We start from the raw sequence: 26,552 nt of genomic DNA, 5'->3' as shown, positions 1-26,552 counted from the left end.
GATCCAGCCGTTCTCCCACGGCGCCGACATCGTCGTGCACTCCGCCACCAAGTACCTGGGCGGGCACGGATCGGCGATCGCCGGGGTCATCGTCGACGGCGGCACCTTCGACTGGACGCAGGGCCGCTTCCCGGGATTCACCACGCCCGACCCGAGCTACCACGGCGTGGTGTTCGCCGAGCTCGGCCCGCCGGCCTACGCGCTCAAAGCGCGCGTGCAGCTGCTGCGCGACCTCGGTTCGGCCGCTTCGCCATTCAACGCGTTCCTGGTCGCCCAAGGCATCGAGACGCTGAGCCTGCGCATGGAGCGCCACGTCTCCAACGCGCAGCGCGTGGCCGAGTACCTCGCCGGCCATGAGGGCGTCGTGTCGGTCAACTATGCCGGGTTGCCCAGCTCGCCCTGGCATGAGCGGGCAAAGAAGCTGGCGCCCAAGGGAACCGGCGCGGTGCTGGCCTTCGAGCTGGACGGCGGCGTCGAGGTGGGCAAAGCGTTCGTGAACGCGCTCAAGCTGCACAGCCATGTCGCCAACATCGGCGACGTCCGCTCGCTGGTGATCCACCCGGCGTCCACCACGCACGCGCAGCTCAGCCCGCAGGAGCAGCTAAGCACCGGGGTCAGCCCGGGGCTGGTGCGCCTGGCCGTGGGCATCGAGGGCATCGACGACATCGTCGCTGACCTCGAGCTCGGCTTTGCCGCGGCACGCAAATTCGGTGCGGCGGCGGGGGCCTCGGGCACCGATCCGCAAGCGGTGGCGGCATTTTGAGGAGACCGGCGGTGACGATCTCAGACGCTGCGACCCAGCCGCTGCCGGCCGAAGGCGAAATCGGCGTGGTGCGCATCGGCTCGCTGACCACCGAGAACGGCGCGGTGATCGACGATGTCGACATCGCCGTCCAGCGCTGGGGCGAATTGTCCCCCAACCGCGACAACGTGGTGGTGGTGTTGCACGCGCTCACCGGTGATTCGCACCTGACCGGACCCGCGGGGCCTGGACATCCCACGCCTGGCTGGTGGGACGGCGTTGCCGCGCCGGGTGCCCCGATCGACACCGACCGCTGGTGCGCGGTGGTCACCAATGTGCTGGGCGGATGCCGCGGCTCCACCGGGCCGAGCTCGATTGCCCCGGACGGAAAGCCGTGGGGCTCTAGGTTTCCGCAGATTACGGTGCAGGATCAGGTTGCCGCGGACGTCGCCGCACTGGCTGCGCTGGGCATCGACCGGGTTGCCGCCGTCATCGGCGGATCCATGGGCGGGGCAAGGGCTTTGGAGTGGATCGTCGCCCAGCCCGACCGGGTTCGGGCCGGACTGGTGATCGCGGTCGGCGCGCGCAGCACGGCCGACCTGATCGGCCATCTGAGGACGCAGATATCGCTGATCAAGACCGACCCGGACTGGCAGGGCGGCGACTATTACGGCACCGGGCGTAAACCCGACACGGGAATGGCGCTCGCCCGGCAATTCGCCCACCTGACTTACCGCGGCGAGCTGGAGCTCGACACCCGGTTCGGCAACGGCAGCCAGGGTGGCGAAGATGCGGGGAACGGCGGCCGCTACGCGGTGCAAAGCTACTTGGAATATCAGAGCGAAAAGCTGGTCGACCGCTTTGACGCCGGCAGCTATGTGGCTTTGTCGGACTCGATGAGCAGCAATGACGTGGGTCGTGGCCGCGGTGGAGTGCGAAAAGCGCTGAGCGAGTGTCCGGTACCGGTCGTGGTCGGCGGCATCACCAGTGACCGGCTTTACCCGCTGCGTCTGCAGGAAGAGCTGGCCGAGCTGCTGCCGGGCTGCGCCGAACTGGACATCATCGAGTCCATTTACGGGCACGACGGGTTCCTGATCGAAGCCGACGCAGTCAACGAATTGATCGGGAAGACCCTCAAACTGGCCGATGAGCAAGGCGCGTGACGACTGTGACCCGCTCTCGCCACGACCGCTCCCTATCGTTCGGTTCGGCGGCCGCAGCCTATGAGCGGGGACGCCCTTCCTATCCGCCGGAAGCGATCGACTGGCTGTTGCCGGTCGGGGCGCGCCAGGTGCTCGATTTGGGTGCCGGCACCGGGAAGCTGACGACGCGGCTGGTGGAGCGCGGCCTGGACGTGGTGGCCGTCGACCCTATCCAGGACATGCTGGAGGTGTTGCGCGCCTCGCTGCCGGAGACCCGGGCGCTGCTGGGCACCGCGGAAGAGATTCCGTTGGAGGACAACAGCGTTGACGTGGTCCTGGTGGCACAGGCCTGGCATTGGGTGGATCCGGAGCGCGCGATACCGGAGGTGGCGCGGGTGCTGCGGCCCGGCGGACGACTGGGTCTGGTGTGGAACACCCGCGACGAAAGGCTCGGCTGGGTGCGCGAACTGGGGCAGATCATCGGCAGCGACGGCGACGGTGGTCGCACCCAGGTGACGCTGCCAGAGCCCTTCGCCGACCTGGCGCATCATCGGGTCGAGTGGACGAGTTACCTTACGCCGCAAGCATTGATCGACCTTGTCGCGTCGCGCAGCTATTGCATCACGTCGCCGACCGAGGTCCGCACCCAAACGCTCGACCAGGTGCGCCAATTGCTGGTCACCCATCCGGCGCTGGCGAATTCGACGGGCCTTGCGCTGCCCTATGTCACCATGTGCACCCGCGCGACCCTGGCGGGGTAGCGAACGCTACGGCTCGTCGTCCTCATCCCGCAGCAGCCTTTCACCGGTGATGGCGCTGGGCCGGCCGGGAACCACTGAAGAATGTTCTCAAACGGTCACACTCCTGCTACCTCGCGGACGCGCCACCACGGCCGGATGACGTCGCCGAAGTAATCCGCGAGCGTCGGGCTGTCGGATTGCGCGCAGCTTCTTCGTCGTATCGATATAGACAACCGAGTTGCGCGGAACCATGACCGAATCAGGAGAACGCAATGAACACCATCAAACTCGACGACAGCGCACGCCAACTCATCGGGTCCGACCCGGCAACGCTGGTCGCGATCAATCGCGACGGCAGCCCGCAAGTCAGCCTGGTCTGGGTGACGGTGCAGCGTACCGCCGACGGCGGTGATGAGCTGGTCACCGCCCATCTGCTGGAGCATCAGAAGATCCGCAACATCCGACGTGATCCCCGCGTGGCGGTGACCATCGTGTCGCCCGACCGCAGCGGGCCACAGACACCGTATCTGTCGATCAGGGGCACGGCGCGCGTCGAGGAGGGCGGTGCCCCCGAACTGCTCGACGAGATCGCCACGACCATCTTCGGCCCTGGCACGGGGTTCCCGCCGCCCGGCGCGCCCCTCGGATACCTGACTCGCATCACGATCCAGAAGGTCGGCGGCGTCGGCCCATGGGCGGCCTGAACGTGAGGTTCACATAGATTCACACTCGCGCAAGCTATTTCGCTGTAGATCGCCCCCGCGTGACAGGTTTGAGCCGCCGGCCTTAGGTCACGGTGTGGTGTCGATTCACCGCCCGGCCTTGCGCAATCGGACCGCGTAATAACCGATGTCGCGGGCGCGGTGGCCTCACGAAACGCTTATTGTGCGAACCTTTATCCCACCGTGTCGCAAACGTGACGGCCATGGCTCAGAGTTCCTTACGTGATTCGAGTGCCGCTGACGCACTCCATGGCGGACGGGGAGGCTGGCGTGAAGGCACTTGCACGAACTCATCAATGGGTCTGGGTTTTTCGTCGTCAGCCCTTCACCATCCGCCTGTTGGCCGCGGCCGCCGGCCTGCTGACCGTGGCCTCGGCGTTCGCGGCGCCGGCCGGAGCGGAGGGCAACGGAGACGACTTCATCGACGCGCTCAACCACGCTGGCATCGACTTTGGCGAGCCCGGAAACGCGATGTCCGTCGGCGAATCGATCTGCCCGATGCTCTCGCAGCCGGGTGGCAATTTCGCCGCGGCCGCGTCCAGCGTCGCCGGTCGGGGCATGTCACCGATGATGGCTCGCATGTTCACCCAGATCGCGATCCAGACGTACTGTCCCGAGGAGATGGCAAACATCGCCAGCGGCAACCTGTCCGGCGCCATGCCACCCGGAATGCCCGGAATGCCGGGGCAAATTCCGGGAATGGGCGGGCAGATTCCAGGCATGCCCGGGCAGGTGCCGGGAGTGCCGGGACAAATCCCGGGCATGGCGGGCCAACTGCCCGCGATACCGGGGCAGGCCCCGGCGGTGCCGAGGTTCTAGCGGGTGCCCAACGGATCGATGGTCCACGCGATATAGAACATCGCCGCCGCGACCGTCGCCGTGGTCATGAAGTCGATTCCCTTGCCGCGCACCATCAGAAGGCCGGCCCGGTCCTCGGACAACACCAACCGCAACAGCGCCGCTACACCCACACCGATACCGATCAGCAGCGAGCCGCGGCGCCAGAAGCTGGCGCCGACCAGGGCGAGCGCCGCCGCAAAGATCAGGCCCACCAACACAATTGGCCATTGGGCCCGCAGCATGGTGCGCGCGGTCATCACCGCTCGGCCAGCTCGACGACGTTGGTCAGCAGGAACGCGCGGGTCAGCGGTCCCACGCCGCCAGGGTTCGGCGACACGTGGCCGGCCACATCCCACACGTCGGGATGCACGTCGCCGGCGAGCTTTCCGTCCACGCGGCTGACGCCGACGTCGAGCACCGCGGCGCCGGGACGCACCACGTCGGCGGTCACCATGTGCGGCACCCCTACGGCCGCGACGATGATGTCGGCCTGCCTGGTCAGCGCCGGCAAGTCACGAGTCTTGGTGTGGCACAACGTCACCGTGGCGTTCTCGGAGCGGCGGGTCAGCAGCAGCCCCAACGGGCGGCCTACCGTGACACCGCGCCCGATGACCACCACGTGTGCCCCGGCGATCTCAACGTCGTAGCGGCGCAACAGGTGCACGATGCCGCGCGGGGTGCACGGCAGCGGAGCCGGGTTGTTGAGCACCAGCCGGCCCAGGTTGGTCGGGTGCAGCCCGTCGGCGTCCTTGTCCGGGTCGACCCGCTCCAGCGCCGCGTTCTCGTCGAGATGCTTGGGCAGCGGCAACTGCACGATGTACCCGGTGCAGTCCGGGTTGGCGTTGAGTTCGTCGATGGTCTCGTTGAGCGTGGCGGTGCTGATATCGGCGGGCAGGTCACGGCGGATCGAAGTGATGCCCACCTTCGCGCAATCGGCGTGCTTGCCCCGGACGTATGCCTGCGAGCCGGGGTCATCGCCCACCAGGATGGTGCCCAGGCCGGGGGTGCGACCCGACGCGGTCAATGCTGTCACGCGCTGTTTGAGGTCGACGAAGATCTCGTCGCGGGTGGCCTTGCCGTCCAGCGTGATTGCTCCCACGGTGACAGTCTGGCACGCTCCCCGGTATGCCTACCCCTCCGGACGTGTTCAGCCCCGCGAAGCTCGGTCCGATAACGCTGCGCAACCGCACCATCAAGTCCGCCACCTTCGAGGCGCGCACACCCGAGGCGCTGGTGACCGACGACCTCATCGAATACCACCGACTGCCGGCCGCCGGCGGGGTCGGCATGACGACCGTCGCCTACTGCGCCGTCTCCCCCGGCGGCCGCACCGAGGGCAATGGGATCTGGATGCGACCGGAGGTCGTGCCCGGGTTCCGCCGGCTCACCGACGCGATCCATGCCGAGGGCGCCGCGGTCAGCGCGCAGATCGGCCACGCCGGCCCGGTGGCCAACGCCAAGTCCAACAAGGCGAAGGCTCTCGCGCCGGTCCGGTTCTTCAACCCGATCGGGATGCGGTTCGCCAAGAAGGCGACCCGCGCGGACATCGACGAGGTGATCGCCGGGCACGCCAACGCCGCCCGCCTGGCCATCGAAGCCGGCTTCGACGCCGTCGAAATCCACCTCGGCCACAACTACCTGGCGAGTTCGTTCCTGTCCCCGCTGATCAACCGCCGCGACGACGAGTTCGGCGGATCGCTGCAGAACCGGGCCAAGGTCGCCCGCGGCATGGTGATGGCCGTTCGGCGTGCGGTGGAGAAGGAAGGCACCCCCATCGCGGTGACCGCCAAGCTGAACATGGCCGACGGCGTTCGCGGCGGCATCAGCACGGAGGAATCCTTGACCACCGCCAAGTGGCTGGAGGAAGACGGTGGGCTGGACGCGATCGAACTCACCGCGGGCAGCTCGCTGGTCAACCCGATGTACCTGTTCCGCGGCGACGCGCCGCTCAAGGAGTTCGCCGCCGTGTTCAAGCCGCCGCTGCGCTGGGGCATGCGCATGACGGGCAAGAAGTTTCTTCGCGAATACCCCTACCGCGAGGCATATCTATTGCGCGACGCCAAGCTGTTCCGCAACGAGTTGAAGATGCCGTTGATCCTGCTCGGCGGAATCACCAATCGGGAGACGATGGACCTGGCGATGGCGGAGGGATTCGATTTCGTCGCGATGGCAAGGGCACTGTTGGCCGAGCCGGATCTGATCAATCGAATCGCCGCTGATGGCGCCCAGCACCACGTGCATTCGGCGTGCACGCACTGCAACCGGTGCATGCCCACGATCTACACCCGAACGCACTGCGTGGTCACCGGCGCGCCCGACGCTCACGGGTAGACCACAGGGCTGCAAGCTACAGTTGTGGCGATGTCAGCACCAGCCCCGCCAGCGCTAACCGTCCATCACGAAGGATCGGAACGCACCTTCGCAGCGGGCCACGATGTAGTAGTCGGGCGCGATCTGCGAGCGGACATGCGTATCACCCACCCGTTGATCTCGCGCGCCCACCTCCTGCTGCGTTTCGATCAGGGCAAGTGGCTGGCGATCGACAACGGTTCGCTCAACGGAACTTTCGTCAACGGCAGGCGCGTGCCGGTGGTCGAGATCCACGACGGGCAGAACTTGAACATCGGAAACCCGGACGGACCGTTGCTGACGTTCGACGTCGGCCGCCACCAGGGCATGGCCGGGCGTCCGCCCCGAACCGAATCGATGAACATCCCGGTGGCGGCACCGCCGCAGGCCGCGGCGTGGTCGGCGCAGCCGGCTCCGCCCGCAGCAGCCCCGCCACCGCCACCACCACCCGGGCGCACGCCCAATTGGGCGGCGCCGCCGCGGCGACCGCAGCCCGCGCCCGCCCAGCGGCAAGGCCCGCCGGCTCACACCATGTACGGGGGCGGCGGTGGACGGCCGCCCGCGTTCCCGCCCGCTGCGCCACCCCCGACGCACAACGCCCCGCCCATCGCGCAGATGCCGGCCGTGGGTTCGGGCAGCCCGCACACTCACATGGCCCCGGCCTCGGCCAAGCCGCCCGAGGTGGCGAACCTCGCGACGAAGATGTTCCAGGCGCTGCTGCCTTCGCGCTCGGGCGCGATTCAGCAGCCCGCGGGGTCGCAGACCATCGGCCGGGCCACCGACAACGACATCGTCATCCAAGACGTGCTGGCCTCGCGCCACCACGCCTTCTTGATTCAGACGCCGCTGGGCACCGAGATCCGCGACGCGCACAGCGTGAACGGGACCTTCGTCAACGGCGTCCGGGTCGGTTCGGCGGTCCTGACCGAGGGCGACGTGGTCACCATCGGCAACGTCGACCTGGTGTTCACCGGAGACAGCCTGGTCCGGCGCACCGAGGCGGCGACGCGCACCGGCGGGCTGGAGGTCAACTCCGTCTGCTACACCGTCGACCATGGCAAGCAGCTGCTGGACCACATCTCGCTGACCGCCCGGCCCGGGACCCTGACCGCCATCATCGGTGGGTCGGGTGCCGGCAAGACCACGCTGTCGCGGCTGATCGTCGGCTACACCAGCCCCACCTCGGGCAATGTGACCTTCGAGGGCCACAACATCCACACCGAGTACGCGTCCATGCGCAGCAGGATCGGCATGGTCCCGCAGGACGACGTGGTGCACCGCCAGCTCACGGTCAACCAGGCCCTCAACTACGCGGCCGAACTGCGTCTACCGCCCGACACCAGCAAAGAGGAACGGGCCCGCGTCGTCGCGCAGGTGCTCGAGGAACTCGACATGACCCAGCACGCCGACACCCGGGTGGACAAGCTCTCCGGCGGTCAGCGCAAGCGTGCCTCGGTCGCCCTCGAGCTGCTCACCCAGCCGTCGCTGCTGCTGCTGGACGAGCCGACGTCGGGCCTGGACCCCGCGCTGGACCGTCAGGTGATGCTCATGCTGCGCCAGCTGGCCGACGCGGGCCGCACGGTATTGGTGGTGACCCACTCGGTGTCGTACCTGGACGTGTGCGACCAGATCCTGCTGGTAGCACCCGGCGGTAAAACCGCTTTCTGCGGGCCCCCCGACCAGGTCGAGTCCGCGATGGGGACGCGCAACTGGGCCGACATCTTCGCCAAGGTGGGTGCCGACCCGGACGAGGCCAACCGCCGGTTCAAGGAGCGCAACCAGCAGTCGTCGAAGCCACCGTCCCCGCAGAGTCCGGCGGATCTGGGCGAACCACCCCAGACCAACCTGTTCAGGCAGTTGTCCACGATCGCCCGGCGCCAGGTTCGCCTCGTCGTGTCCGACCGTGGTTACACGATCTTCCTGGCGATCCTGCCCTTCCTCATCGGCGCGCTGTCACTGACGGTGAAGGGACCGCACCCGGGCCTCGGCCCGGCCGACCCGCTGGGGCCCGCGCCCACGCAGCCGCAGTACATCATGGTGCTGTTGAACATCGGCGCCGTGTTCATGGGCACCGCGCTGACCATTCGCGACCTGATCGGCGAGCGCGCCATCTTCCGGCGAGAGCAGGCCGTCGGCCTGTCCACCACCGCCTACCTCCTGGCCAAGATCGCGGTGTTCTGCGTCTTCGCCACCGCCCAGGCGGCCATCGCGACCACCATCGTGCGGCTGGGTAAGGGCGCGCCGACGGCACACCCCCAGTTCTTCGGCAACTCCACCTTCTCGCTGTTCGTCACCGTGGCGGGCACCTGTATAGCCTCGGCCATGCTTGGGCTGCTGCTCTCGGCGCTGGCGCAGTCCAACGAGCAGATCATGCCGCTGCTGGTGGTGTCGATCATGTCGCAGCTGGTGTTCTCCAGCGGCATGATCCCGGTGTATCAGCGCGTCGGCCTCGAGCAGATGGCATGGCTGACGCCCGCCCGGTGGGGCTACGCGGCGGGGGCGTCCTCGATCGACTTCCCGTCGCTGGTGAAGGTCAAGCAAATCCCGACCAACGACCCGATCTGGCAGCACTCGAAGCACATCTTCGTGTTCGACATGTTCATGCTCGCGGCGCTGTCGATCGGCTACACGAGCTTCGTCCGCTGGCACATCCGGCTGAAACGCTAGGCCGGCGCCCCCGACCGCGACTTCCAACCTGATCTGATGACTCGACCTGCGCAGCCCGTGCTGACGGCTCGATCTGACCGCTCCGAAGGTAGTTTCGCCGCCGGCCGCGACGTGGTCGTGGGCAGCGACCTGCGGGCCGACCTGCGCGTGGCGCACCCGCTGATCGCCCGCGCGCACGTGCTGCTGCGCTTCGATCAGGGGCGGTGGCAGGCGGTCGACAACAATTCGCTGAACGGGATCTACCTGGACGGCCAGCGTGTGCCGCTCGTCGACATCCACGACGGCCAGACGATCAACATCGGCAAGCCCGACGGTCCGCGAATCACCTTCGAAGTGGGCATGGGCAACGTCGGCCTGCTCCCGCCGACCACGAAGTCGATCCCGATCATCACCGCCCAGCCCAGCGCCTCGCCGCCGCGACCTGTGACCGGGCCGGCCCGGCGGGCGGCGCAGCCTCCAAGGCCGCCCGCCTCGCCGTCGTCGCGCCCCTTCCCGCGGCGCGACGCACAGCGCAGGTCGGCCGTCCCGATCGTCCCGCCGGAGGCCGCGACCCGCGCCGTACCGCAGTCCGGTCCGCATCCCGCCGCGCTGAACCGACCCTCCGGCAGGAGCGACGCCGGGGAATTCCCGACCACCTGGGTCAGCGTCCCGGGGGGTGAATCCGAGCGCCGGCCGGCGGCCGGCCGCTCCGCCTGGATCGGGCGCGCGCTCAACAACGACATCGTCGTGCACGACGTGCTGGCCTCCCGCCATCATGCCTTCTTGAACCCGACCCCGACCGGCGCCGAGATCCGCGACGCGAACAGCAGCAACGGCACCTTCGTCAACGGCGTCAAGGTCGGGTCGGCGGCGCTGTCCGACGGCGACGTGGTGACGATCGGCAACGTCGACCTGGTGTTCCACGACGGCATGTTGGTCCGCCGTCAGGAGGCGGCCACCCGGGCCGGCGGCCTGGAGGTACGTGAGGTCAACTTCGGCATCGGCGGCAAGAACCTGCTCGAGCGGATCTCGCTGGTCGCCCGGCCGGGCACGCTGACCGCGCTGATCGGCGGTTCGGGTGCGGGCAAGACCACGCTGTCGCGGCTGATCGCCGGGTATGCCACGCCATCGTCGGGCTCGGTGACCTTCGAGGGCCACGACATCCACACCGAGTACGCCTCGCTGCGTACCAGGATCGGGATGGTTCCTCAGGACGACGTCGTGCACCGCCAGCTCACGGTCAGCCAGGCGCTCGGCTACGCCGCTGAGCTGCGCCTGCCGCCCGACACCAGCAAGGCCGATCGCGTGCAGGTCGTCGCCCAGGTCCTCGACGAGCTGGGCCTGACCGAGCACGCGGACACCCGGGTCGACAAGCTCTCCGGGGGCCAGCGCAAACGCGCATCGGTGGCGCTGGAGCTGCTGACCGGGCCGTCGCTGCTGATCCTCGACGAACCGACCTCCGGCCTGGACCCGGCGCTGGACCTGCAGGTCATGACCATGCTGCGCCAACTCGCCGACGCCGGCCGCGTGGTGCTCGTGGTCACCCACTCGCTGACCTACCTCGACGTCTGCGACCAGGTGCTGCTGATGGCGCCGGGTGGCAAGACGGCGTACCTCGGCCCGCCCGGCCAGATCGGCGCGGCCATGGGGACCACCAACTGGGCGCACATCTTCGCCAAGGTGGGCGCCGACCCCGACGAGGCCAACCGCCGCTTTCTGGCCCAGAACAAACCGCCACCGCCCACGCAGACCGAGGCGCCGGCCGAGCTCGGCGTCCCGCCGCGCACCAGTAAGCGCCACCAGTTCTCCACGATCGCCCGCCGCCAGGTCCGGCTGGTGGTCTCAGACCGTGCCTACTTCCTGTTCCTGGCGGTGCTGCCGTTCGTCATGGGCGCGCTCTCGCTGACCGTTCCCGGCAGCGTCGGGTTCGGTTATGCGGATCCGGTCAGCGAGTCGGCCGGCGAAGCCGGGATGATCCTGACCCTGCTCACCATGGCGGCCGTGTTCATGGGCACGGCGCTGACCATCCGCGACCTGATCGGTGAGCGGCCGATCTTCCGCCGAGAACAGGCGGTCGGCCTGTCCAGCACGGCCTACCTGCTGGCCAAGGTCGCGGTGTTCTGCACGTTCGCGATCATTCAGGCGGCCATCGCCACCGCGATCGTGGTGCTGGGCAAGGGGCCGCCGACGCGACCGGCGGTGCTGCTCGGTAATGCCACCTTGGAGCTGTTCGCCGGGGTCGCGGCGACGTGCGTGGCGGCGGCGATGCTGGGCCTGCTGCTCTCGGCGCTGGCCCGCTCAAACGAGCAGATCATGCCGCTGCTGGTGGTGTCGCTGATGATGCAGATGGTGCTGTCCGGCGGCATGGTGCCGGTCACCCACCGGATCTTCCTCGACCAGCTGTCCTGGCTGGTGCCCGCGCGGTGGGGTTATGCGGCGCAGGGGGCGACGGTGGACCTGTGGACGGTGTCGCCCGGCCCGCAAAGCCCGCGGGACAGCCACTTCGAGCACACGGCGGCGGCCTGGCTGTTCGACATGGGCATGCTCGCGGTGCTCACCGTCGCCTACGCCGCGCTCGTGCGCTGGCGCATCCGGCTCACCCGCTGAGCGCTCAGCCGTCGCCACCGTCCAGCCGCAACCCGTGGGCGAGGGCGAACGCCACGGCCTGGTCGACGTCGACGCGGGCACCGGCCAGCGAGGCGGTCGTCCACAGCGTCGGATCCACGGTGCTGCCGCGCAGGTCGGCATCGTCCAGCCGGGTGCCTGCGGTCCGCGCGCCACGCAGGTCCGCGCCGCGCAGCACGGCCTTGCGCAGGTCGGTCTCCACCAGGCTGGTCTCCCGCAGCCGGCAGCCGCTCAGGTCGACGCCGCGAAGGTCGATGCCGGCGAGCACGGCGAGGGTGAAATCGACCTCGTCGAAGGTGATCGGCCGCAGCCGGCACTGCACGAACACCGAGCCCAGCATGGTGCACTGAGAAAACGCACTGTGCCACAGCGACGTTCGCCGAAACGTGCAATTGCGGAACGCCGAACCGCGGTGCCCAGACTCGGCGAGGTTCGCTCCACTGAAGTCGCATTCGGTGAACACGACCCGCTCGGTCTGCACCCCGGATAGGTCGTCGTCGGTGAAGTCGTGGCCCTCGAATTCCTGGTCGACCCACCGCGTGGTCAATTGGCCGACAGGCTGGCCAGGGCGTATTCGCTGACCGCGATCAGGGCGTCGGTCGCCGACCGGCGATCCCTGGCGTCGACGGTGATCACCGGGATGTGCGTCGGCAGGGTCAGCGCCTCGCGCACCTCGGCGACCGGGTAGCGGGGCGCGCCCTCGAACTCGTTGACCGCGACGAGAAACGGCAGGTTGCGGTGCTCGAAGAAGTCGACCGCGGCGAAGCTGTCCTGCAGACGACGGCAGTCGACCAGGACGACCGCGCCGATCGCGCCGCGCACCAGGTCGTCCCACATGAACCAGAAGCGGCGCTGCCCCGGCGTGCCGAACAGGTAGAGCACCAGGTCTTCGGCCAGGGTGATCCGGCCGAAATCCATTGCGACGGTGGTCGTCCGCTTGTCCGGGGTGGCCTCGAGCGCGTCGACGTCGGCCGAGGCGTCGGTGAGCATCGCCTCGGTGCGCAGCGGCATGATCTCCGACACCGCCCCGACGAACGTGGTCTTGCCGGCCCCGAATCCGCCGGCGATCACGATCTTCGTCGACGCGTGGGCGCCGGAATCAGGCTGCACGTCAGAGTGCGCGTAGGCCACGCAGTGTCCTTCCTATGAGTTCGTGGCGCTCATCTCTGGTCGAACGCTCGGACAACGTCTTATGCACTCGAAGGTAGCCGGACAGCACCAAATCTCCGACCAGGACGCGCGCGACACCGAGCGGTAGATCCAGCCGGGCCGAGATTTCGGCGACCGACGGGCTGTCGACGCAGAGTTGAATGATCCTGCCCCTCGGATCGTTGGGCGGCCACCGGTGCGTCAGCCCGGCCTGCAACGACTGAATCGGCGCCTCGAGGGGAAGGTCGACCTTGGTGTCGGTGCGCCCCGAGGTCAGCGTGTACGGGCGGACCAGGTTCCCCTTGCGGTGGGCCGGCCAGGTCTCGGGAGTGTCCATCGAGCTCACGAGTGTTGCTGCGCGGCCGACCGGCGGGTCGACTGGACCACGCCGCCCACCCGTTCGACCAGCACGGCCATCTCGTAGCCGATCTGACCGATATCGCACGACGCCACCGCGAGCGTCGCCAGGTGCGAGCCGTCACCCACGCGCATCAGCAACAGGTAGCCATTCTGCATTTCGACCACCGACTGCAGCACCTGCCCGCCCTCGAACAGCTGCGCGGCGCCGGTGGCCAGGCTGGCCAGCCCGGAGGCGACGGCCGCGAGCTGGTCCGCGCGTTCGCGTGGGAGATGCTCACTGGCGGCAATGGGCAACCCGTCGACGGATACCAGCAGCGCGTGCGCGACGCCAGGGACCTCGCGGGCGAACCTGGTCACCAGCCAGTCCAGGGAGTTGTCCGATGACGTCATTGTTGGTCGGATCCTTGGTCGGTCTCACGGGCGTGCGAGCGTCCGGTGCGCACGCCACCGAAATGGTTACTGAACGAGGCGCGAACCGCCTCTGGGTCCCGGGCCAAGCGTCCATTCGCCGCGTGCTGCGGCTCCCGGTGCGATCGCCCGTTCACGCCATGATCGGGCTCGGCCGGCTCGTCCTGTTCGGCGCCGTTGGCGTTCCCGGGTACCAGGCGGGCGCCCGGCGTGCGCACCGGCAGGCCGTGGTCGGTGGTGTGCGCCTCGACGGGTTTCTCGTCGGCCGCGGCCGCCAGCGTCCAGCCGCGATCCCAGACCGACTGCCAATCCAGGTCGGGGCTGTTGACCAGGTCGTGCGGGTCGCCCAGCATCTCCGACAGCATCCGGCGGTAGATGACGTCGTCGTCGGCCGGAGCCGTTTGGGCCTTCGGGGCCGACGAATTGGACGAGACCGGGGCCGGTCGTGCCGGCTGATCTGGCCGGGACTCTGTGCGGCTGGCGGCATCCCGGGCGCGGGCGGAGAAGAAAGCCGAGGTGTCCGACGCCGCCCGGGCCGGCTGCGCCGGCGCCGGTTTGGCCACCGGCTCGGGCTCGGGCGCCGGCTTGGGCGCGCTCTCCCACCAGGGGGTTGCCAGCTCGCGGCGCTGGCGGCGGGGCTGCTCTTCGGCGGGCGGGGCGGGAACTTCAGTGATGCCGCTGGAACCCGGGTTGCGGCGCGGCAGCAAGGTGACCGACGGCCCGGCCGCGTCCGGGGCGGTGCGCGCCGCCGGCTCCTGCGGGCCCCCGGCCTGCCCGGTGTCATCCGCGGCTGCGGCATTCGCCCTGGCCAGCTTGGCGCTCGACGAGGAGACCGCGCGGATGTGGCGGGGCGGCGCCGACTCGGCGACGGCCAGGCCGGCGAGCACCGCAGGCGGCAGGTAGATCTCGGCGGTGGTACCCGATCCCGATTCGTTGGCCGCGGGGCCGCGCAACCCCACCCGAATGCCGTGCCGGGCCGCGATCCGGCCGACCACGAAAAGACCCATGTGGCGGGCGTTGTCAGGGCTCACGTCGCCGCCGGCCTGCAGCCGCATGTTGGCCATGCGCCGGTCGGCGTCGTTCATCCCCAGACCGGCGTCGGCGATTCGCACCACGACTCCCCCGTCGCCGCCGCGGGACGCCGAGACCCGGGCGGAGGTCGTCGGCGGCGAGTAGCGCAGGGCGTTGTCGATCAGCTCGGCGAACAGATGGATGGCGCCACCGGCGGCCGCGCCGATCAGCGCGCAGTCGGGCATCCCCGCGAGTTCGACGCGGCGGTAGTCCTCGACCTCGGACACCGCGGCGTTGATCACCGTGGCCAGTGGCACCGGGTCGCGCTGGTCCCGGGCAAGCTGCGCGCCGGCGAGCACCAGCAGGTTGGCGCTGTTCCGGCGCAGCCGCGCCGCAAGGTGGTCGAGCCGGAACAGACTGTCGAGGCGGTCGGGATTCTCCTCGTTGCGCTCCAGCCGGTCGATGAGCGCCAGCTGCTGGTCCACCAGCGTGCGGTTGCGCCGCGACATGGTCTCGAACATGTCGTTCACCAGCAGCCGCAACCGTGCCTCGTCACCGGCCAGCAGCAGGGCCTGGGTGTGCAGCTCGTCGACCGCGTGCGCGACCTGGCCGATCTCCTCGGTGGTGTACACCGGCAGTGGGCTCGGAACCGGTTCGGCCCCACCGGCTTTCACGCTCGCGATCTCCTCTTCGAGATCGGTGTGCGCGACTTTGAGGGCGCCGTCACGCAGGATACGCAGCGGCCGCACCAGGGCGCGCGCCACCAGCAGCACGATTACCAGCGCGATCACGATGGCGGCCAGCACCAGTACGGCGTCGGTGATCGCGGCCGAGCGGCGCTCGGCGGCCTGGGCATGCACCGACTTGGTCACCGACGCGCTGGAATCCTTGATGACCTGATCGGCGATCTCGTCGGTGGTCTGGATCGAACGCAGCAGGTCGGCGTTGTCGACGAGCACGCTGGCGGGATCGGACATGATCGCCATCCGGCTCACCATCTGCTGTTGCAGCGTCTTGGCCTCGGACGATCCGGCGCCGAGCACCTCGCTCATGCCGAACAGCGTCGACGGTTCGGTGCCCGCCAGGGTGATCATCGACGTCCGCAGCTGCGGCTCGGGAAGCTCGGCCCCGCGCGTGATCAGGATTTTCTGCATCGTCATCTGACCGCGGGCCCCGACCGCCCGGCTCAGGCCCTGCGCCTGGGCGCGGATCTTTTCGTCGTCGACGCGGACCGAGGCGTTGATGACGTCTTCGGCGGTCAGCAGGATCGGCGCGTAGAGCGTTACCCGCTCCCGCAAACCGAGGCTGGGGTCGGCCGCCTTATTCACCAGCATCTGACCGCCGTCGAGCAGGTTGCTGATTCCTGAGCTGACGTCGGCGCTGACATCGGTCTCGTCCAGCCTCGTCTGCAACTCGTACCTGCGCGCCTCGTAGTTCTTCTTGGCCCCCTCGAGGTCACGTCCGTTGGAACTGGCCACCAGCGCGACGTCCAGCGCCGACATGTACTTGGTGATCACCGGCACCACGTCGGCGCGGGTGGCGGCCAGGCGCAGGCCGGCAGCGTTGGCCATGGCGCCGTGGATGCGCAACGCGCCGAACACCGTCGCCAATAGCAGCGGGACCAGCACGATGGCCAGCACCTTCCAGCGCACCGGCCAGTTGCTCAGTGACCAGGTCGGCGGCCGTTTGGCCGGCGCGGCCTGGGCACCGCTGTTGGGTGCGGGCTCTACGACATCCGCCTCGGCCGGGTTGGTCGGGCGGCTGAACATGGTCACGTCATCGCGGCCGCGCGACCGGCCGCTGCGCTGACACTGAGCGCTGAAGGAAACGAGAGGCTCATGAAACTTCCTGCTTTATTTGGCCCGCCCCGCGCCAAATACGCGTGTGCGTGTAGGTGTGGCAATCCGACGAGTATGACAGCCCGCGGCGCATGCCACCAGAATCGTTACTGAGCAGACAGGTCCCTCCAAGGTGACGCCGCACCCGCGCGGCCACCCCTGGCAAACACCAGGGCGGGCAAGCCTAGGCGGGCCGAAGGAGCGCAACGAGGAAATCGGAGTCGTCGGTGAACGGCCGCATATCCCACGTCGACAGCAACAGATCGGGCGCGAAGCCGGCGTCGGCCGCGTCGTTGAGAAAGTCGGCGAACTCGTATTCGCGGTAGGCGCCGAAGCCGATCGCCGCCCGGCCGTCATCGGCGACGTGGGCCCGCAGCCGGCTCAGCACCTGGGTCCTTGTGCTCGGGGCGAGGAAGGCCATGACGTTGCCGGCGGAGACGATGACGTCGAAGGGTTCGGCGATGTCCCGCAGGTCCAGCTCGGCGAGATCGCCGACCAGCCAGCGCGGACCGGGATAGTCCTGCTCAGCCGCCTCGATCAGCGCCGGGTCCACGTCCACGCCGACCACATCGTGACCGGCCTTCGCCAGATACCCGCCCAGGCGTCCGGGCCCGCAGCCGGCGTCGAGAATCCGCGCGCCGCGCGGCGCCATCGCATCCACGAAGCGGGCCTCGCCGAACAGGTCGTCGCCTGCGCGGGCCATGGCACGGAAACGCTCGATGTACCACTGCGAATGCCCCGGATCGGCAGCGACCTTCTGCATCCAGATGCTCTGCTCGACCATGCGACCATTATCCCGTTGTGTTCAAGCTGATGTTCGTCTCACCGCGGATCCCGCCCAACACCGGCAACGCCATCCGGACGGTGGCGGCGACGGGCTGCGAATTGCATCTGGTCGAGCCGATGGGATTCGACCTGTCCGAACCCAAGCTGCGCCGGGCGGGCCTGGACTATCACGACCTCGCGTCGGTCACCGTGCACGCGTCGCTGGCGGCTGCCTGGGCGGCGCTGTCACCGCGGCGGGTGTTCGCGTTCACCTCGCACGCGCCGACCTCGTTCGCCGACGTGCGCTACCGGGCCGGCGACGTACTGATGTTCGGCCCCGAGCCCACCGGGCTGGACGCCGCGACGCTGGCCGACCCGCACATCACCGCGCAGGTGCGCATCCCGATGCTGGCGGGCCGGCGCTCGCTGAACCTGTCCAACGCCGCCGCGATCGCCGTATACGAAGCCTGGCGGCAGCACGGCTACGCCGGCGCGGTGTAGCGACGAGTTTCGCACCCGGGATGAGTCAGCATTGATATGCCTACCTTCATCACGATCGGTTACGGCGACGAGGCCGGATACCACCGATTGACCGACGACCGCAAACAGGCCGCACACGCCCGCGACGACGAACTCGGCGCGTCCGGCGCGCTCGTCGGCCGAGCCGGAGACCCCGTCCAGGTGCGCAACCCGGACGGCGCGGGGGTACGGATCGAGCCCGGCCCCTTCCTCCGATCGGCGTTGCCGATCGCGGGGTTCGCGGTCATCGACGCCGAAGACATTGACGCGGCGATCGAGCGGGTGAGCCAGACGCCCTGCGCGGTCGCCCACGGGATCGTCGAGGTTTGGCCTCTGCAGACCTGATTACCAGGTATTCCAGTGAGTGAGCTGCTCGGCGGGCAGCCGCTTGGCCGGGCGGAAATCGGTGCCCTTGGTGTAGGCGATGGGAAACAGCCCGCCCTGGCTGTACTTGTCGTGCGGGATGCCGAGCACCGTCGCGACCTGCTGTTCACCGCCACCGAGCAGGTGCAGCGTCGTCCAGCAGGACCCCAATCCCCGGGAGCGCAGCGCCAGGCAGAAGCTCCACACCGCCGGAAACAGCGACGCCCAGAACGAGACGCCGCCTATCGACGACTTGTCTTCGCGGCCTTGGAGGCACGGGATCAGCAGCACCGGCGCCTCGTGCATGTGTTCGGCGAGGTACATCGCCGAATCCACGACCTTGCCCATCCGCTCACCGCGGGTGTCGCCCTGGCCGTAGTCGGGCTTCGGCGCGCTGAGGTAGGGCTGGGCGTTCTTCAGGTAGACGTCGGCGATCGCCTTCTTCTTCTCGGCGTCCTCGACGAAAATCCATTGCCAGCCTTGCGCATTGGAGCCGGTGGGCGCCTGCAGCGCCAGTTCGAGGCATTCCATCAGCACGTCGCGGCCCACCGGCTTGTCGAAGTCGAGGCGTTTGCGGACCGAGCGGGTGGTGGTGAGGAGTTCGTCGACGGACAGGTTGAGGGTCATGTGTGGAGGTTACATAGGCGGCGGTCCTCTGGCCGGCCGCCGCCGACCGTGCGGGTACCCCCGCCGAATGTGCACTCACTGCTAAGAAATGGGCGAAATGTCGCGCTGAGTTCACGTTCGACGGATGGGTGATACCTCCGGATCACCGAAAGTCGCGGGACTTCGAGCCGACCGCCAGGGTGATGCGGCCCAGCCGTTCGGCGACGACGGTGATCGCACCGCTGGCGTTTTGGACCTGCCCGCGCACCAGCAGCGCCGGGGCCGAGTTCGCCAGCTTGCGATGCCGCGCCCAAACCCCCGGCACGCAGAGCACGTTGACCATCCCGGTCTCGTCCTCGAGGTTGATGAACGTGACCCCCTGCGCCGTGCCGGGCCGCTGCCGATGGGTGACCGCGCCCGCGATCAGCACGCGGTCGCCGTCGGGCACCGAGCCCAGCTTCGCGGCGGGCACCACCCCCATCGCGTCAAGATCGGCCCGCAGGAACTGCGTCGGATAACTGTCCGGGGAGACGCCGGTGGCCCACACGTCGGCGGCGGCCAGTTCCAGCTCGCTCATCCCGGGCACTGCCGGGATGTGCGACGACGATCCCACTCCGGGCAGCCGGCCCGGCCGCTGGGTGGCCGCGGGCCCGGCGGCCCACAACGCCTCGCGCCGGGACATGTCGAAGCAGGCAAAAGCTCCCGCGGTCGCCAGCGCCTCGGTCTGCGGCACCGAAAGCTGTAGCCGGGTCGTCAGGTCCAGCAGAGATACGAACGGGCCGTTGGCTTTTCGCTCTTCGACGAGTTGTTCTGCCAGGTCGTCGCCGATGTGCCGGACCGCGCCCAGGCCGAGGCGGACCTCGGTGCCTGCGCTCTCGAGCGTGGCGTGCGCCAGGCTGGCGTTGACGTCCGGGCCGTGCACCGTCACGCCGTGCCGGCGCGCATCGGCCACCAGTGACTGCGGCGAGTAGAACCCCATCGGCTGGGCGCGCAGCAGCGCCGCGCAGAACGCCGCCGGGTGGTGCAGCTTGAACCACGACGAGTAGAACACCAGCGACGCGAAGCTCAGCGCATGGCTTTCGGGAAAGCCGAAATTGGCGAAGGCTTCCAGCTTTTCGTAGGTGCGCTCGATCACCTCGTCGTCGGCGCCGTGCAGCGCGCGCATGCCCTCGTAGAACCGGCCGCGCAGCCGTCGCATGCGTTCGGTCGAGCGCTTGGATCCCATGGCGCGGCGCAGCTGATCGGCCTCGGCGGCCGAGAATCCGGCACAGTCGACCGCGAGCTGCATCAACTGCTCCTGAAAGAGCGGCACTCCCAGCGTCTTTCGCAACGCCGGCTCCATCGACGGGTGGTCATAGACCACCGGGTCCAGGCCGTTGCGCCGCCGGATGTAGGGATGCACCGACCCGCCCTGGATGGGGCCGGGACGAATCAGCGCGACCTCCACCACCAGGTCGTAGAACACCCGCGGCTTCAGCCGCGGCAGCGTGGCCATCTGCGCGCGCGACTCCACCTGGAACACGCCGACCGAATCGGCGCGGGACAGCATCTCGTACACCGCCGGCTCGGAGAGGTCGAGGCGGGCCAGGTCCACCTCGATCCCCTTGTGCTCAGCCACCAGGTCGATGGCGTAGTGCAGCGCCGAGAGCATCCCCAGCCCGAGCAGATCGAACTTCACCAAACCGATTGCCGCACAGTCGTCCTTGTCCCACTGCAGGACGCTGCGATTCTCCATGCGCGCCCACTCCACCGGGCACACGTCGGCGATCGGGCGGTCGCAGATCACCATGCCGCCGGAATGAATCCCCATGTGTCGCGGCAGGTTCCGGATCTGATTGGCCAGATCGACCACCGGTTCGGGGATGCCCTCCACATCGGGTGAGTCGGCCAGGCCGTTCCAGTGGCTGATCTGCTTGCTCCACGCGTCCTGCTGCCCCTGCGAAAAGCCCAGGGCGCGGGCCATGTCGCGCACCGCGATCTTGCCCCGATAGGTGATGACGTTGGCGACCTGGGCGGCGTAGTCGCGGCCGTATTTGTCGTAGACGTACTGGATGACCTTTTCGCGCTGATCGGACTCGATGTCCATGTCGATGTCGGGCGGCCCGTCGCGGGCCGGCGACAGAAAGCGCTCGAACAGCAACTCGTTGGCCACCGGGTCGACGGCGGTGACACCAAGGGCGTAGCAGACCGCGGAGTTGGCGGCCGATCCCCGGCCCTGGCACAGGATGTTGTTGTCCCGGCAGAACCGGGCGATGTCGTGCACCACCAGGAAATAGCCCGGAAACGTCAGCTGGGCAATGACTTTCAGTTCGCGCTCAATCTGGGCATACGCGCGCGGAGCGTGCTCGGCCGACCCGTAACGATCGCGCGCCCCCGCCATGGTCAACTGCCGCAGCCAGCTGTCCTCGGTGTGCCCGGCGGGCACGTCGAACGGCGGCAGTTGCGGCGCGATGAGCGCCAGCCCGAACGCGCACTGCTCGCCCAGCTCGGCGGCCGCGGTCACCACATTAGGGCCCCCAAAGGGCACATGCCCGAACAGCCGGGCCATCTCCTCACCCGAGCGCAGGTGCGAACCGCCCAGCGGGGCCAGCCATCCGGCGGCCGAATCCAGCGACTCCCGCGCCCGGATGGCGCCCATCGCCATGGCCAGCCGGCGCCGCGACGGCGCCGCGAAATGCGCGCCCGTGGTGGCGACGACGCCGACACCGAAGTGTGGGGCCAGCGCGGCAAGCACCCCGTTGCGTTCGTCGTCGAGCGGTTGACCGTGATGGGTCAGCTCGATGCTGACCCGGTGAGCCCCGAACCGGTCCACCAGATCGGCCAGCGCCCGCTCCGCCGCCGATGGTCCGCCCTCGGAAAGCGCTTGGCGGACATGCCCTTTGCGACAGCCAGTCAGGATGTGCCAGTGCCCGCCTGCGGCCTCGGTCAGCGCGTCGAAATCGTAGCGGGGCTTGCCCTTCTCGCCGCCGGCCAGATGTGCCGCGGCCAGTTGCCGCGACAACCGCCGGTAACCCTCGGCGCCGCGGGCCAGCACCAGCAGGTGCGGGCCGGGCGGATCCGGTTGTTCGGTGCGGGCGCCCGGGCCGAGCGACAGTTCGGCGCCGAACACGGTGCGCATGTCGAGTTCGGCCGCCGCTTCGGCGAACCGCACGGCCCCGTACAAGCCGTCGTGGTCGGTGAGCGCCAGGGCGCGCAGGTCCAGCCGGGCCGCCTCCTCGACCAGCTCCTCGGGTGTGCTGGCCCCGTCCAGGAAGCTGAACGCCGAATGCGCATGCAGTTCGGCATAGGCGACGGACGAGCGGGACGCCCGGCCGGCATCCGGCGGCTGATACGTCGCGCGCCTGCGCGACAGCGGGCCGTCGGATTCCGGGCCGGCCGACTCCCCGGCATGGCGCGGCTTGTTGTCGAGCACCCGCTCCATTTCCGCCCAGCTCGGCGGTCCGTTGAACCAGCCCACGGGTGTGAGTATATCGAACTGATGTTCGATTTGACCCCGGCCCAGCGCAACGGTTGTTAAGCCGCTCTTCAACTCTTAAACAAGCTCTTAACGTGCGAGTACTACCGCGGATCACGGGGTCGACAGATACTGGCACAAGTTCAACAAAGCGGACTAACGGGAGCCGGCATGGCACAGACACTGGATACGGCATTCCTGCAAGCCCACGATCCGGATCGGCATGCGGGTCTGGCCACCGGCGCGGTCGCCATCGTCGACGGCACCGCGCCCGACTACGAGCGGCTCAAACGTCTTCTGGCGGAACGTATCCAGCCGATCACACGGTGCACGCAGTTGCTTCGGGCGCATCCGCTGAACCAGGAATGGATCGACTGCCAGGACTTCGACCTGGCCCACCACGTGCGCCGGATAGCCATCCCCCACCCCGGCGACGAGGCCGAGCTGTCCCGGGCGATCGCCTACGCCCTGGAGCGGCCCCTCGATCTGGACCGCCCACCCTGGGAGTGCTGGGTCATCGAGGGCCTGACGGGCAACCGGTGGGCGATCCTGATGAAAACCCATCACGGCCTGCTCGACGGTAACTCGGCCGCCCGCCTGATCGGCAGGCTGTGCGACGACGCCGACGCCGATACCTTCGCCAACAGCGCTGCGGGAAAACAGGTTTCGCCGCCGGTCGCAGCCAGGCCGGGCTGGGTGGACGCGCTGTGGCGGGTTTCGTCGGCCGCCGGTAACCTCACCGGCGCCCTGGTCGGCGCGATGTGGCCGTCCGTAGGCGCCGACGCGGTCACCGCCTCGCGACGCTACACCACGGTGCGGGTCCCGATCGCCGACGTCGACAGCGTCTGCCGCAAGTTCGGTGTCAGCGCCAACGACGTCGCGCTCGCCGCCGTCACCGAGGGATTCCGCACGGCACTGCTCGGGCGCGGCGAGGAACCGCGGGCTGACTCGCTGCGCACCTTGGCCCCGATGCCGGTCCGCTCGGCGATGCTCTCGCATCTGCCCGTCGAGCACGACGACCCGGTGCGGCGGCTGCAGACCGTGCACACCAGGTGGCAGGCCAAGCAGGCCGCCCAGCCCCGACCGGCCGGGATCGTGGAGTCGATGATCGGCTTCCTGCCAACCGTGTTGCGCAGCAACGCCTTACAACTGCTCTCCCGCCTTCCGCAGCGCGCCATCGTGACCTTGGCCACCAACGTGCCCGGGCCGCGCCGTCACCTGCAGATGATGGGCCAGACGTTGGAACGGCTGCTCCCGATCCCCCCGACCGCCACGGCGCTGCATACCGGGGTCGCGGTGTTGAGCTACGGCGACGAACTGGTCTTCGGGATCACCACCGAACAGGGCGATGCGTTCGACGTCAAGCAGCTGGCTGCCGGCATCGAGTTGGGAATGGCGCGCCTGGTGGCCCTCGGCGAGGATTCCGTGCTGCTGTTTGCCCGCGGGCGTTCCGCGCGCCGGGTGGTCCGACCCGTGCCGCCGACGCACCCGTCGGCGCCGGGGCGCGCGCGTCACTGACCCGTTCTCCACCCCGCTGACCACCGTGAGAAGGTTGGTCAATGGGCAAGTCCGGGCCGGTCGTCATCGACCCGCGCCGCCATGACGCGGTGCTGTTCGACACCGACAGCGCGCTGGGCTCGGCGCTGGCCGCACAGCTGCGCGAGATCGGGGTGGGCGCCGCCGTCGTTTCGGCGGACGATCCGGCGCACGCGGCCAACGGTCTGCGGGTGCTCCCCGGCCGCTGCGTCGTGGTCGCCGGGGACGCCGCGGGCGTCGAGGCCGCGCGGGCCGCCGGCTTCGCGCTGGTGATCGGCGTCGACCCGGCCGGGCACGGCGCCGGGCTACGCGAGGCGGGGGCCGACGCGGTGGTCGCCGACCTGGGCGACGTCACCGTGCGGACCGGCGACCGCCGCATGTCGCAGCTGCCCGACGCGCTGCAGGCCTTGGCCGATGGCCTGGCCGACCGGCGACCCGCGGTGTTCTTCGACTTCGACGGCACGCTCTCCGACATCGTCGACGACCCCGACTCGGCGCGGCCCGTCGCGGGCGCAACCGAGGCGCTGGAAAAGCTGGCCGCGCGATGCCCCGTCGCGGTGCTGTCCGGCCGCGATCTCGCCGACGTGACGAAACGCGTTGGCGTGCCCGGCGTCTGGTATGCGGGCAGCCACGGTTTCGAGCTGACCGCCCCCGACGGCACGCACCACCAGAACGACGACGCGGCCGCCGCCATCCCGGTGCTCGAGCAGGCGGCCGGTCAGCTGCGCGACCAGCTCGGCGCGGTCGCCGGTGTCGTGGTGGAGCACAAGCGATTCGGGGTGGCCGTGCACTACCGCAATGCCGAACGCGACCGCGTCGGCGAGGTGCTGGCGGCGGTGCGCGCGGCGGGTCGCCGCGACGAGCTGCGGGTCACGACCGGCCGCGAGGTGATCGAGCTACGCCCAGACCTGGACTGGGACAAGGGAAAAACGCTGCGCTGGGTGATCGATCACCTGCACCAGCCCGGGTCGGGATCGCTGACGCCGGTCTACCTCGGCGACGACATCACCGACGAGGACGCGTTCGACGCGGTGCGCGCCGATGGCGTGCCCATCCTGGTGCGGCACGCCGACGACGGAGACCGCGCCACCGCGGCGCTGTTCGCGCTGGACAGTCCCGCTCGGGCCGGCGAATTCACCGACCGGCTGGCGGATCAGCTGGCGCGCCATCAAAGCTAGGCGTATTCCACGGCGCCGTCGTCGAGCACCACCCGGGCGTCGGCCCCGTCCGGACCGGAAGCCTCGGTGCGGAACACCGCTTTGCCCGGCTCGGTGCGCCAGATCAGGGTGGTCAGCGTCTCGCCGGGGAACACCGGGGAGGTGAACCGCGACGCGATCGAGGTGACGTTGGCCGCGACACCCTGACCCAGCTCGGACACCAGCGCGCGACCCGATACGCCGTAGGTGCACAGCCCGTGCAGGATCGGCTTCGGGAAGCCGGCCAGCTCGCGGGCGAACCAGGGGTCGCTGTGCAGCGGGTTGCGGTCGCCGGAGAGCCGGTAGATCAGCGCCTGGTCTTCGCGGGTGGGCAGCGGGATGCGCGCGTCGGGCTCGCGGTCCGGGAATTCCGGTGCGACGGGCCGCTGCCCTGGCATGCCCCCGAAGCCACCCTCGCCCCGGATGACCAGGGTGGTGAGCGTCTCGGCGATCAGCTGCCCGGATTCCGGCTCGGTGCCCCGGCCGCGCAACACCAGGATCGCGTTCTTGCCCTCGCCCTTGTCCTGGATGTCGGCGACCTCGGAAACGACCGAGAGCTTGCCCGCGGGCGGCAGCGGTGCGTGCAGCCTGATGCTCTGCGATCCGTGTAACAGCATGGCCCAGTTGAACTTTCCGACGAGGCCGGCCGCGCCGAAGGCCGGGCAGCAGATGACCGCATACGTGGGCAGCACCTGCTGGTCGATGTCGTGGCTGTTCTCGGTGGTGAAAGGCAGGTCGTCGACCCCGGCGCCGACACCGAGCGCGTAGAGCAGCGTGTCCCGGTCGGTCCATTCGAACTGCATGGGCTCGGTGACCGCGCCGACGGCACTCGGATCAATCGCCATGGAAGTCTCCTGATCGTTGGTAGGGATCCTCGGTCCACTCTGGCATCCGATGAAATTGCACCGCTACTCCAGGCCGCGCGGTAACAAACCAGCGCAAACCCTTCCCACCGGAGGCGTCGGCAGGGCAGGCTATCGACATGCCCAAGCGCAGCATGATCCGGAAAGCCGCGGTGGCGCTCGCCGCACTCACCGCCACGATGATCGTCGCCGGCTGCGGCGGTTCACCGCAGGCGCGGTCCATCACCATCACATTCATCCGGCACGCCCAGTCCGAGGCCAACGCCGCGGGCACCATCGACACCGATGTGCCGGGGCCGGGCCTGACCCCGGACGGTAAGGGGCAGGCCGAACAGCTCGCGCACCAACTGGGCCGCAAGGATTACGACAGCGTCTACGCCTCGGCCATGACCCGGGCTCAGCAAACCGCCGCCCCGCTGGCCGCCGCGCTCGGCAAGCAGGTGGAGGTCCTGCCCGGCATTCAGGAGATCAATGCCGGCTGGTACAACGGCAAACCCGAGTCGATGGCGAAGTCGACGTACATGCTGGCGCCGGTGAACTGGATCAACGGCGACGTCTCCGACAGCATCCCCGGCTCGGTCAGCGGCAAGGAGTTCAACGACCAGTTCACCGCGGCCGTCAACAAGATCTACAACAGCGGCCACCACAACCCGGTGGTGTTCTCGCACAGGAACTCCA

Annotated in this window: 24 protein-coding genes; 13 read left to right on the top strand and 11 right to left on the bottom strand. The window is 69.1% G+C overall.

Annotation, left to right across the window (positions count from 1 at the left end; genetic code table 11):
* From A5652_RS00885 to A5652_RS00865, 5 genes are all read left to right on the top strand, one after another.
* Positions 1–763: PLP-dependent transferase (locus tag A5652_RS00885; RefSeq protein ID WP_197513680.1), on the top strand; the 763-nt coding region annotated here is incomplete at its 5' end.
* A gap of 11 nt (positions 764–774) precedes the next feature.
* Positions 775–1,905 carry a homoserine O-acetyltransferase gene (locus A5652_RS00880; RefSeq protein ID WP_067345602.1) on the top strand — a complete coding sequence of 377 codons (1,131 nt, stop codon included), beginning with the start codon at positions 775–777 and terminating at the stop codon, positions 1,903–1,905.
* A 5-nt stretch (positions 1,906–1,910) separates the two neighbouring features.
* A complete protein-coding gene (locus A5652_RS00875; protein ID WP_067345619.1) occupies positions 1,911–2,645 on the top strand; it encodes a class I SAM-dependent methyltransferase in 735 nt (244 codons plus the stop codon).
* 251 nt (positions 2,646–2,896) lie between these two features.
* A complete protein-coding gene (locus tag A5652_RS00870; protein ID WP_082983719.1) occupies positions 2,897–3,328 on the top strand; it encodes a TIGR03618 family F420-dependent PPOX class oxidoreductase in 432 nt (143 codons plus the stop codon).
* Between the two features lie 288 nt (positions 3,329–3,616).
* Entirely contained in the window at positions 3,617–4,165 is a 549-nt protein-coding gene (locus A5652_RS00865) for a DUF732 domain-containing protein (RefSeq protein ID WP_067345611.1), read from the top strand.
* On the opposite strand, the gene A5652_RS00860 is transcribed toward A5652_RS00865, so the two are convergent.
* Both A5652_RS00860 and A5652_RS00855 read right to left on the bottom strand, forming a co-directional pair.
* Complete coding sequence (locus A5652_RS00860; RefSeq protein ID WP_067345599.1) at positions 4,162–4,443, bottom strand: DUF3017 domain-containing protein; 282 nt, start codon at positions 4,441–4,443, stop codon at positions 4,162–4,164. The two genes, A5652_RS00865 and A5652_RS00860, sit on opposite strands and share 4 nt — an antisense overlap.
* Positions 4,443–5,285, bottom strand: a complete 843-nt coding sequence (locus A5652_RS00855) for a bifunctional methylenetetrahydrofolate dehydrogenase/methenyltetrahydrofolate cyclohydrolase (protein ID WP_067345596.1) — start codon at positions 5,283–5,285, stop codon at positions 4,443–4,445. The genes A5652_RS00860 and A5652_RS00855 overlap by 1 nt, the downstream gene beginning before the upstream one ends.
* A gap of 26 nt (positions 5,286–5,311) precedes the next feature.
* Between A5652_RS00855 and A5652_RS00850 the strand changes: the two genes are divergently transcribed.
* The 3 genes from A5652_RS00850 to A5652_RS00840 are packed head-to-tail and all read left to right on the top strand — an operon-like array spanning position 5,312 to position 11,788.
* Complete coding sequence (locus A5652_RS00850; protein WP_067345592.1) at positions 5,312–6,517, top strand: NADH:flavin oxidoreductase; 1,206 nt, start codon at positions 5,312–5,314, stop codon at positions 6,515–6,517.
* A 30-nt stretch (positions 6,518–6,547) separates the two neighbouring features.
* Entirely contained in the window at positions 6,548–9,202 is a 2,655-nt protein-coding gene (locus tag A5652_RS00845; protein ID WP_067345589.1) for an FHA domain-containing protein, read from the top strand.
* 36 nt (positions 9,203–9,238) lie between these two features.
* Positions 9,239–11,788 (top strand): ATP-binding cassette domain-containing protein, encoded by a 2,550-nt coding sequence (locus A5652_RS00840; protein WP_067345586.1) that lies wholly within the window; start codon positions 9,239–9,241, stop codon positions 11,786–11,788.
* A gap of 4 nt (positions 11,789–11,792) precedes the next feature.
* Here A5652_RS00840 and A5652_RS00835 read toward each other — a convergent pair whose 3' ends face one another.
* The 6 genes from A5652_RS00835 to A5652_RS00810 form a co-directional block, all read right to left on the bottom strand.
* Positions 11,793–12,353, bottom strand: a complete 561-nt coding sequence (locus A5652_RS00835; protein WP_067345582.1) for a pentapeptide repeat-containing protein — start codon at positions 12,351–12,353, stop codon at positions 11,793–11,795.
* Positions 12,350–12,937: an ATP/GTP-binding protein gene (locus A5652_RS00830; RefSeq protein WP_067345579.1), complete on the bottom strand. Its 588-nt coding sequence runs from the start codon at positions 12,935–12,937 to the stop codon at positions 12,350–12,352. The genes A5652_RS00835 and A5652_RS00830 overlap by 4 nt, the downstream gene beginning before the upstream one ends.
* Positions 12,918–13,292, bottom strand: a complete 375-nt coding sequence (locus A5652_RS00825; RefSeq protein WP_067345608.1) for a DUF742 domain-containing protein — start codon at positions 13,290–13,292, stop codon at positions 12,918–12,920. The genes A5652_RS00830 and A5652_RS00825 overlap by 20 nt, the downstream gene beginning before the upstream one ends.
* 5 nt (positions 13,293–13,297) lie before the next feature.
* Positions 13,298–13,705, bottom strand: a complete 408-nt coding sequence (locus tag A5652_RS00820) for a serine protease inhibitor (RefSeq protein ID WP_067345576.1) — start codon at positions 13,703–13,705, stop codon at positions 13,298–13,300.
* A complete protein-coding gene (locus A5652_RS00815; RefSeq protein WP_067345605.1) occupies positions 13,702–16,503 on the bottom strand; it encodes an ATP-binding protein in 2,802 nt (933 codons plus the stop codon). Before A5652_RS00815 ends, A5652_RS00820 begins: the two co-directional genes overlap by 4 nt.
* A gap of 253 nt (positions 16,504–16,756) precedes the next feature.
* The gene (locus tag A5652_RS00810) at positions 16,757–17,356 is read right to left on the bottom strand and encodes a bifunctional 2-polyprenyl-6-hydroxyphenol methylase/3-demethylubiquinol 3-O-methyltransferase UbiG (RefSeq protein WP_067345573.1); all 600 of its coding nucleotides are present in this window, start codon (positions 17,354–17,356) and stop codon (positions 16,757–16,759) included.
* A gap of 17 nt (positions 17,357–17,373) precedes the next feature.
* On the opposite strand from A5652_RS00810, the gene A5652_RS00805 reads away from it, so the two are divergent.
* Both A5652_RS00805 and A5652_RS00800 read left to right on the top strand, forming a co-directional pair.
* Entirely contained in the window at positions 17,374–17,838 is a 465-nt protein-coding gene (locus tag A5652_RS00805; protein WP_067345570.1) for a tRNA (cytidine(34)-2'-O)-methyltransferase, read from the top strand.
* A 36-nt stretch (positions 17,839–17,874) separates the two neighbouring features.
* Positions 17,875–18,201: a YciI family protein gene (locus A5652_RS00800; RefSeq protein ID WP_067345567.1), complete on the top strand. Its 327-nt coding sequence runs from the start codon at positions 17,875–17,877 to the stop codon at positions 18,199–18,201.
* On the opposite strand, the gene A5652_RS00795 is transcribed toward A5652_RS00800, so the two are convergent.
* On the bottom strand, positions 18,202–18,846 hold the full coding sequence (locus tag A5652_RS00795) for a nitroreductase family protein (RefSeq protein WP_067345563.1): 645 nt from the start codon (positions 18,844–18,846) through the stop codon (positions 18,202–18,204).
* Positions 18,847–18,988: 142 nt separating this feature from the next.
* Positions 18,989–22,282, bottom strand: coding sequence for an error-prone DNA polymerase (locus tag A5652_RS00790; RefSeq protein WP_067345560.1), 3,294 nt, complete (start codon positions 22,280–22,282; stop codon positions 18,989–18,991).
* Positions 22,283–22,450: 168 nt separating this feature from the next.
* Between A5652_RS00790 and A5652_RS00785 the strand changes: the two genes are divergently transcribed.
* Both A5652_RS00785 and otsB read left to right on the top strand, forming a co-directional pair.
* Entirely contained in the window at positions 22,451–23,797 is a 1,347-nt protein-coding gene (locus A5652_RS00785) for a wax ester/triacylglycerol synthase family O-acyltransferase (RefSeq protein WP_067345558.1), read from the top strand.
* Positions 23,798–23,838: 41 nt separating this feature from the next.
* Complete coding sequence (gene otsB, locus A5652_RS00780) at positions 23,839–24,993, top strand: trehalose-phosphatase (protein WP_067345555.1); 1,155 nt, start codon at positions 23,839–23,841, stop codon at positions 24,991–24,993.
* On the opposite strand, the gene A5652_RS00775 is transcribed toward otsB, so the two are convergent.
* Entirely contained in the window at positions 24,990–25,856 is an 867-nt protein-coding gene (locus tag A5652_RS00775) for a MaoC/PaaZ C-terminal domain-containing protein (RefSeq protein ID WP_067345552.1), read from the bottom strand. The genes otsB and A5652_RS00775 overlap by 4 nt on opposite strands.
* A gap of 137 nt (positions 25,857–25,993) precedes the next feature.
* Between A5652_RS00775 and A5652_RS00770 the strand changes: the two genes are divergently transcribed.
* A partial coding sequence (locus A5652_RS00770) for a histidine phosphatase family protein (protein ID WP_067345549.1) occupies positions 25,994–26,552 on the top strand: 559 nt, incomplete at its 3' end.

It is taken from the genome of Mycobacterium sp. 1165178.9, assembly GCF_001673555.1.
Classification (GTDB): Bacteria; Actinomycetota; Actinomycetes; order Mycobacteriales; family Mycobacteriaceae; genus Mycobacterium.
This window is presented reverse-complemented; position numbering and strand designations above follow the sequence as displayed.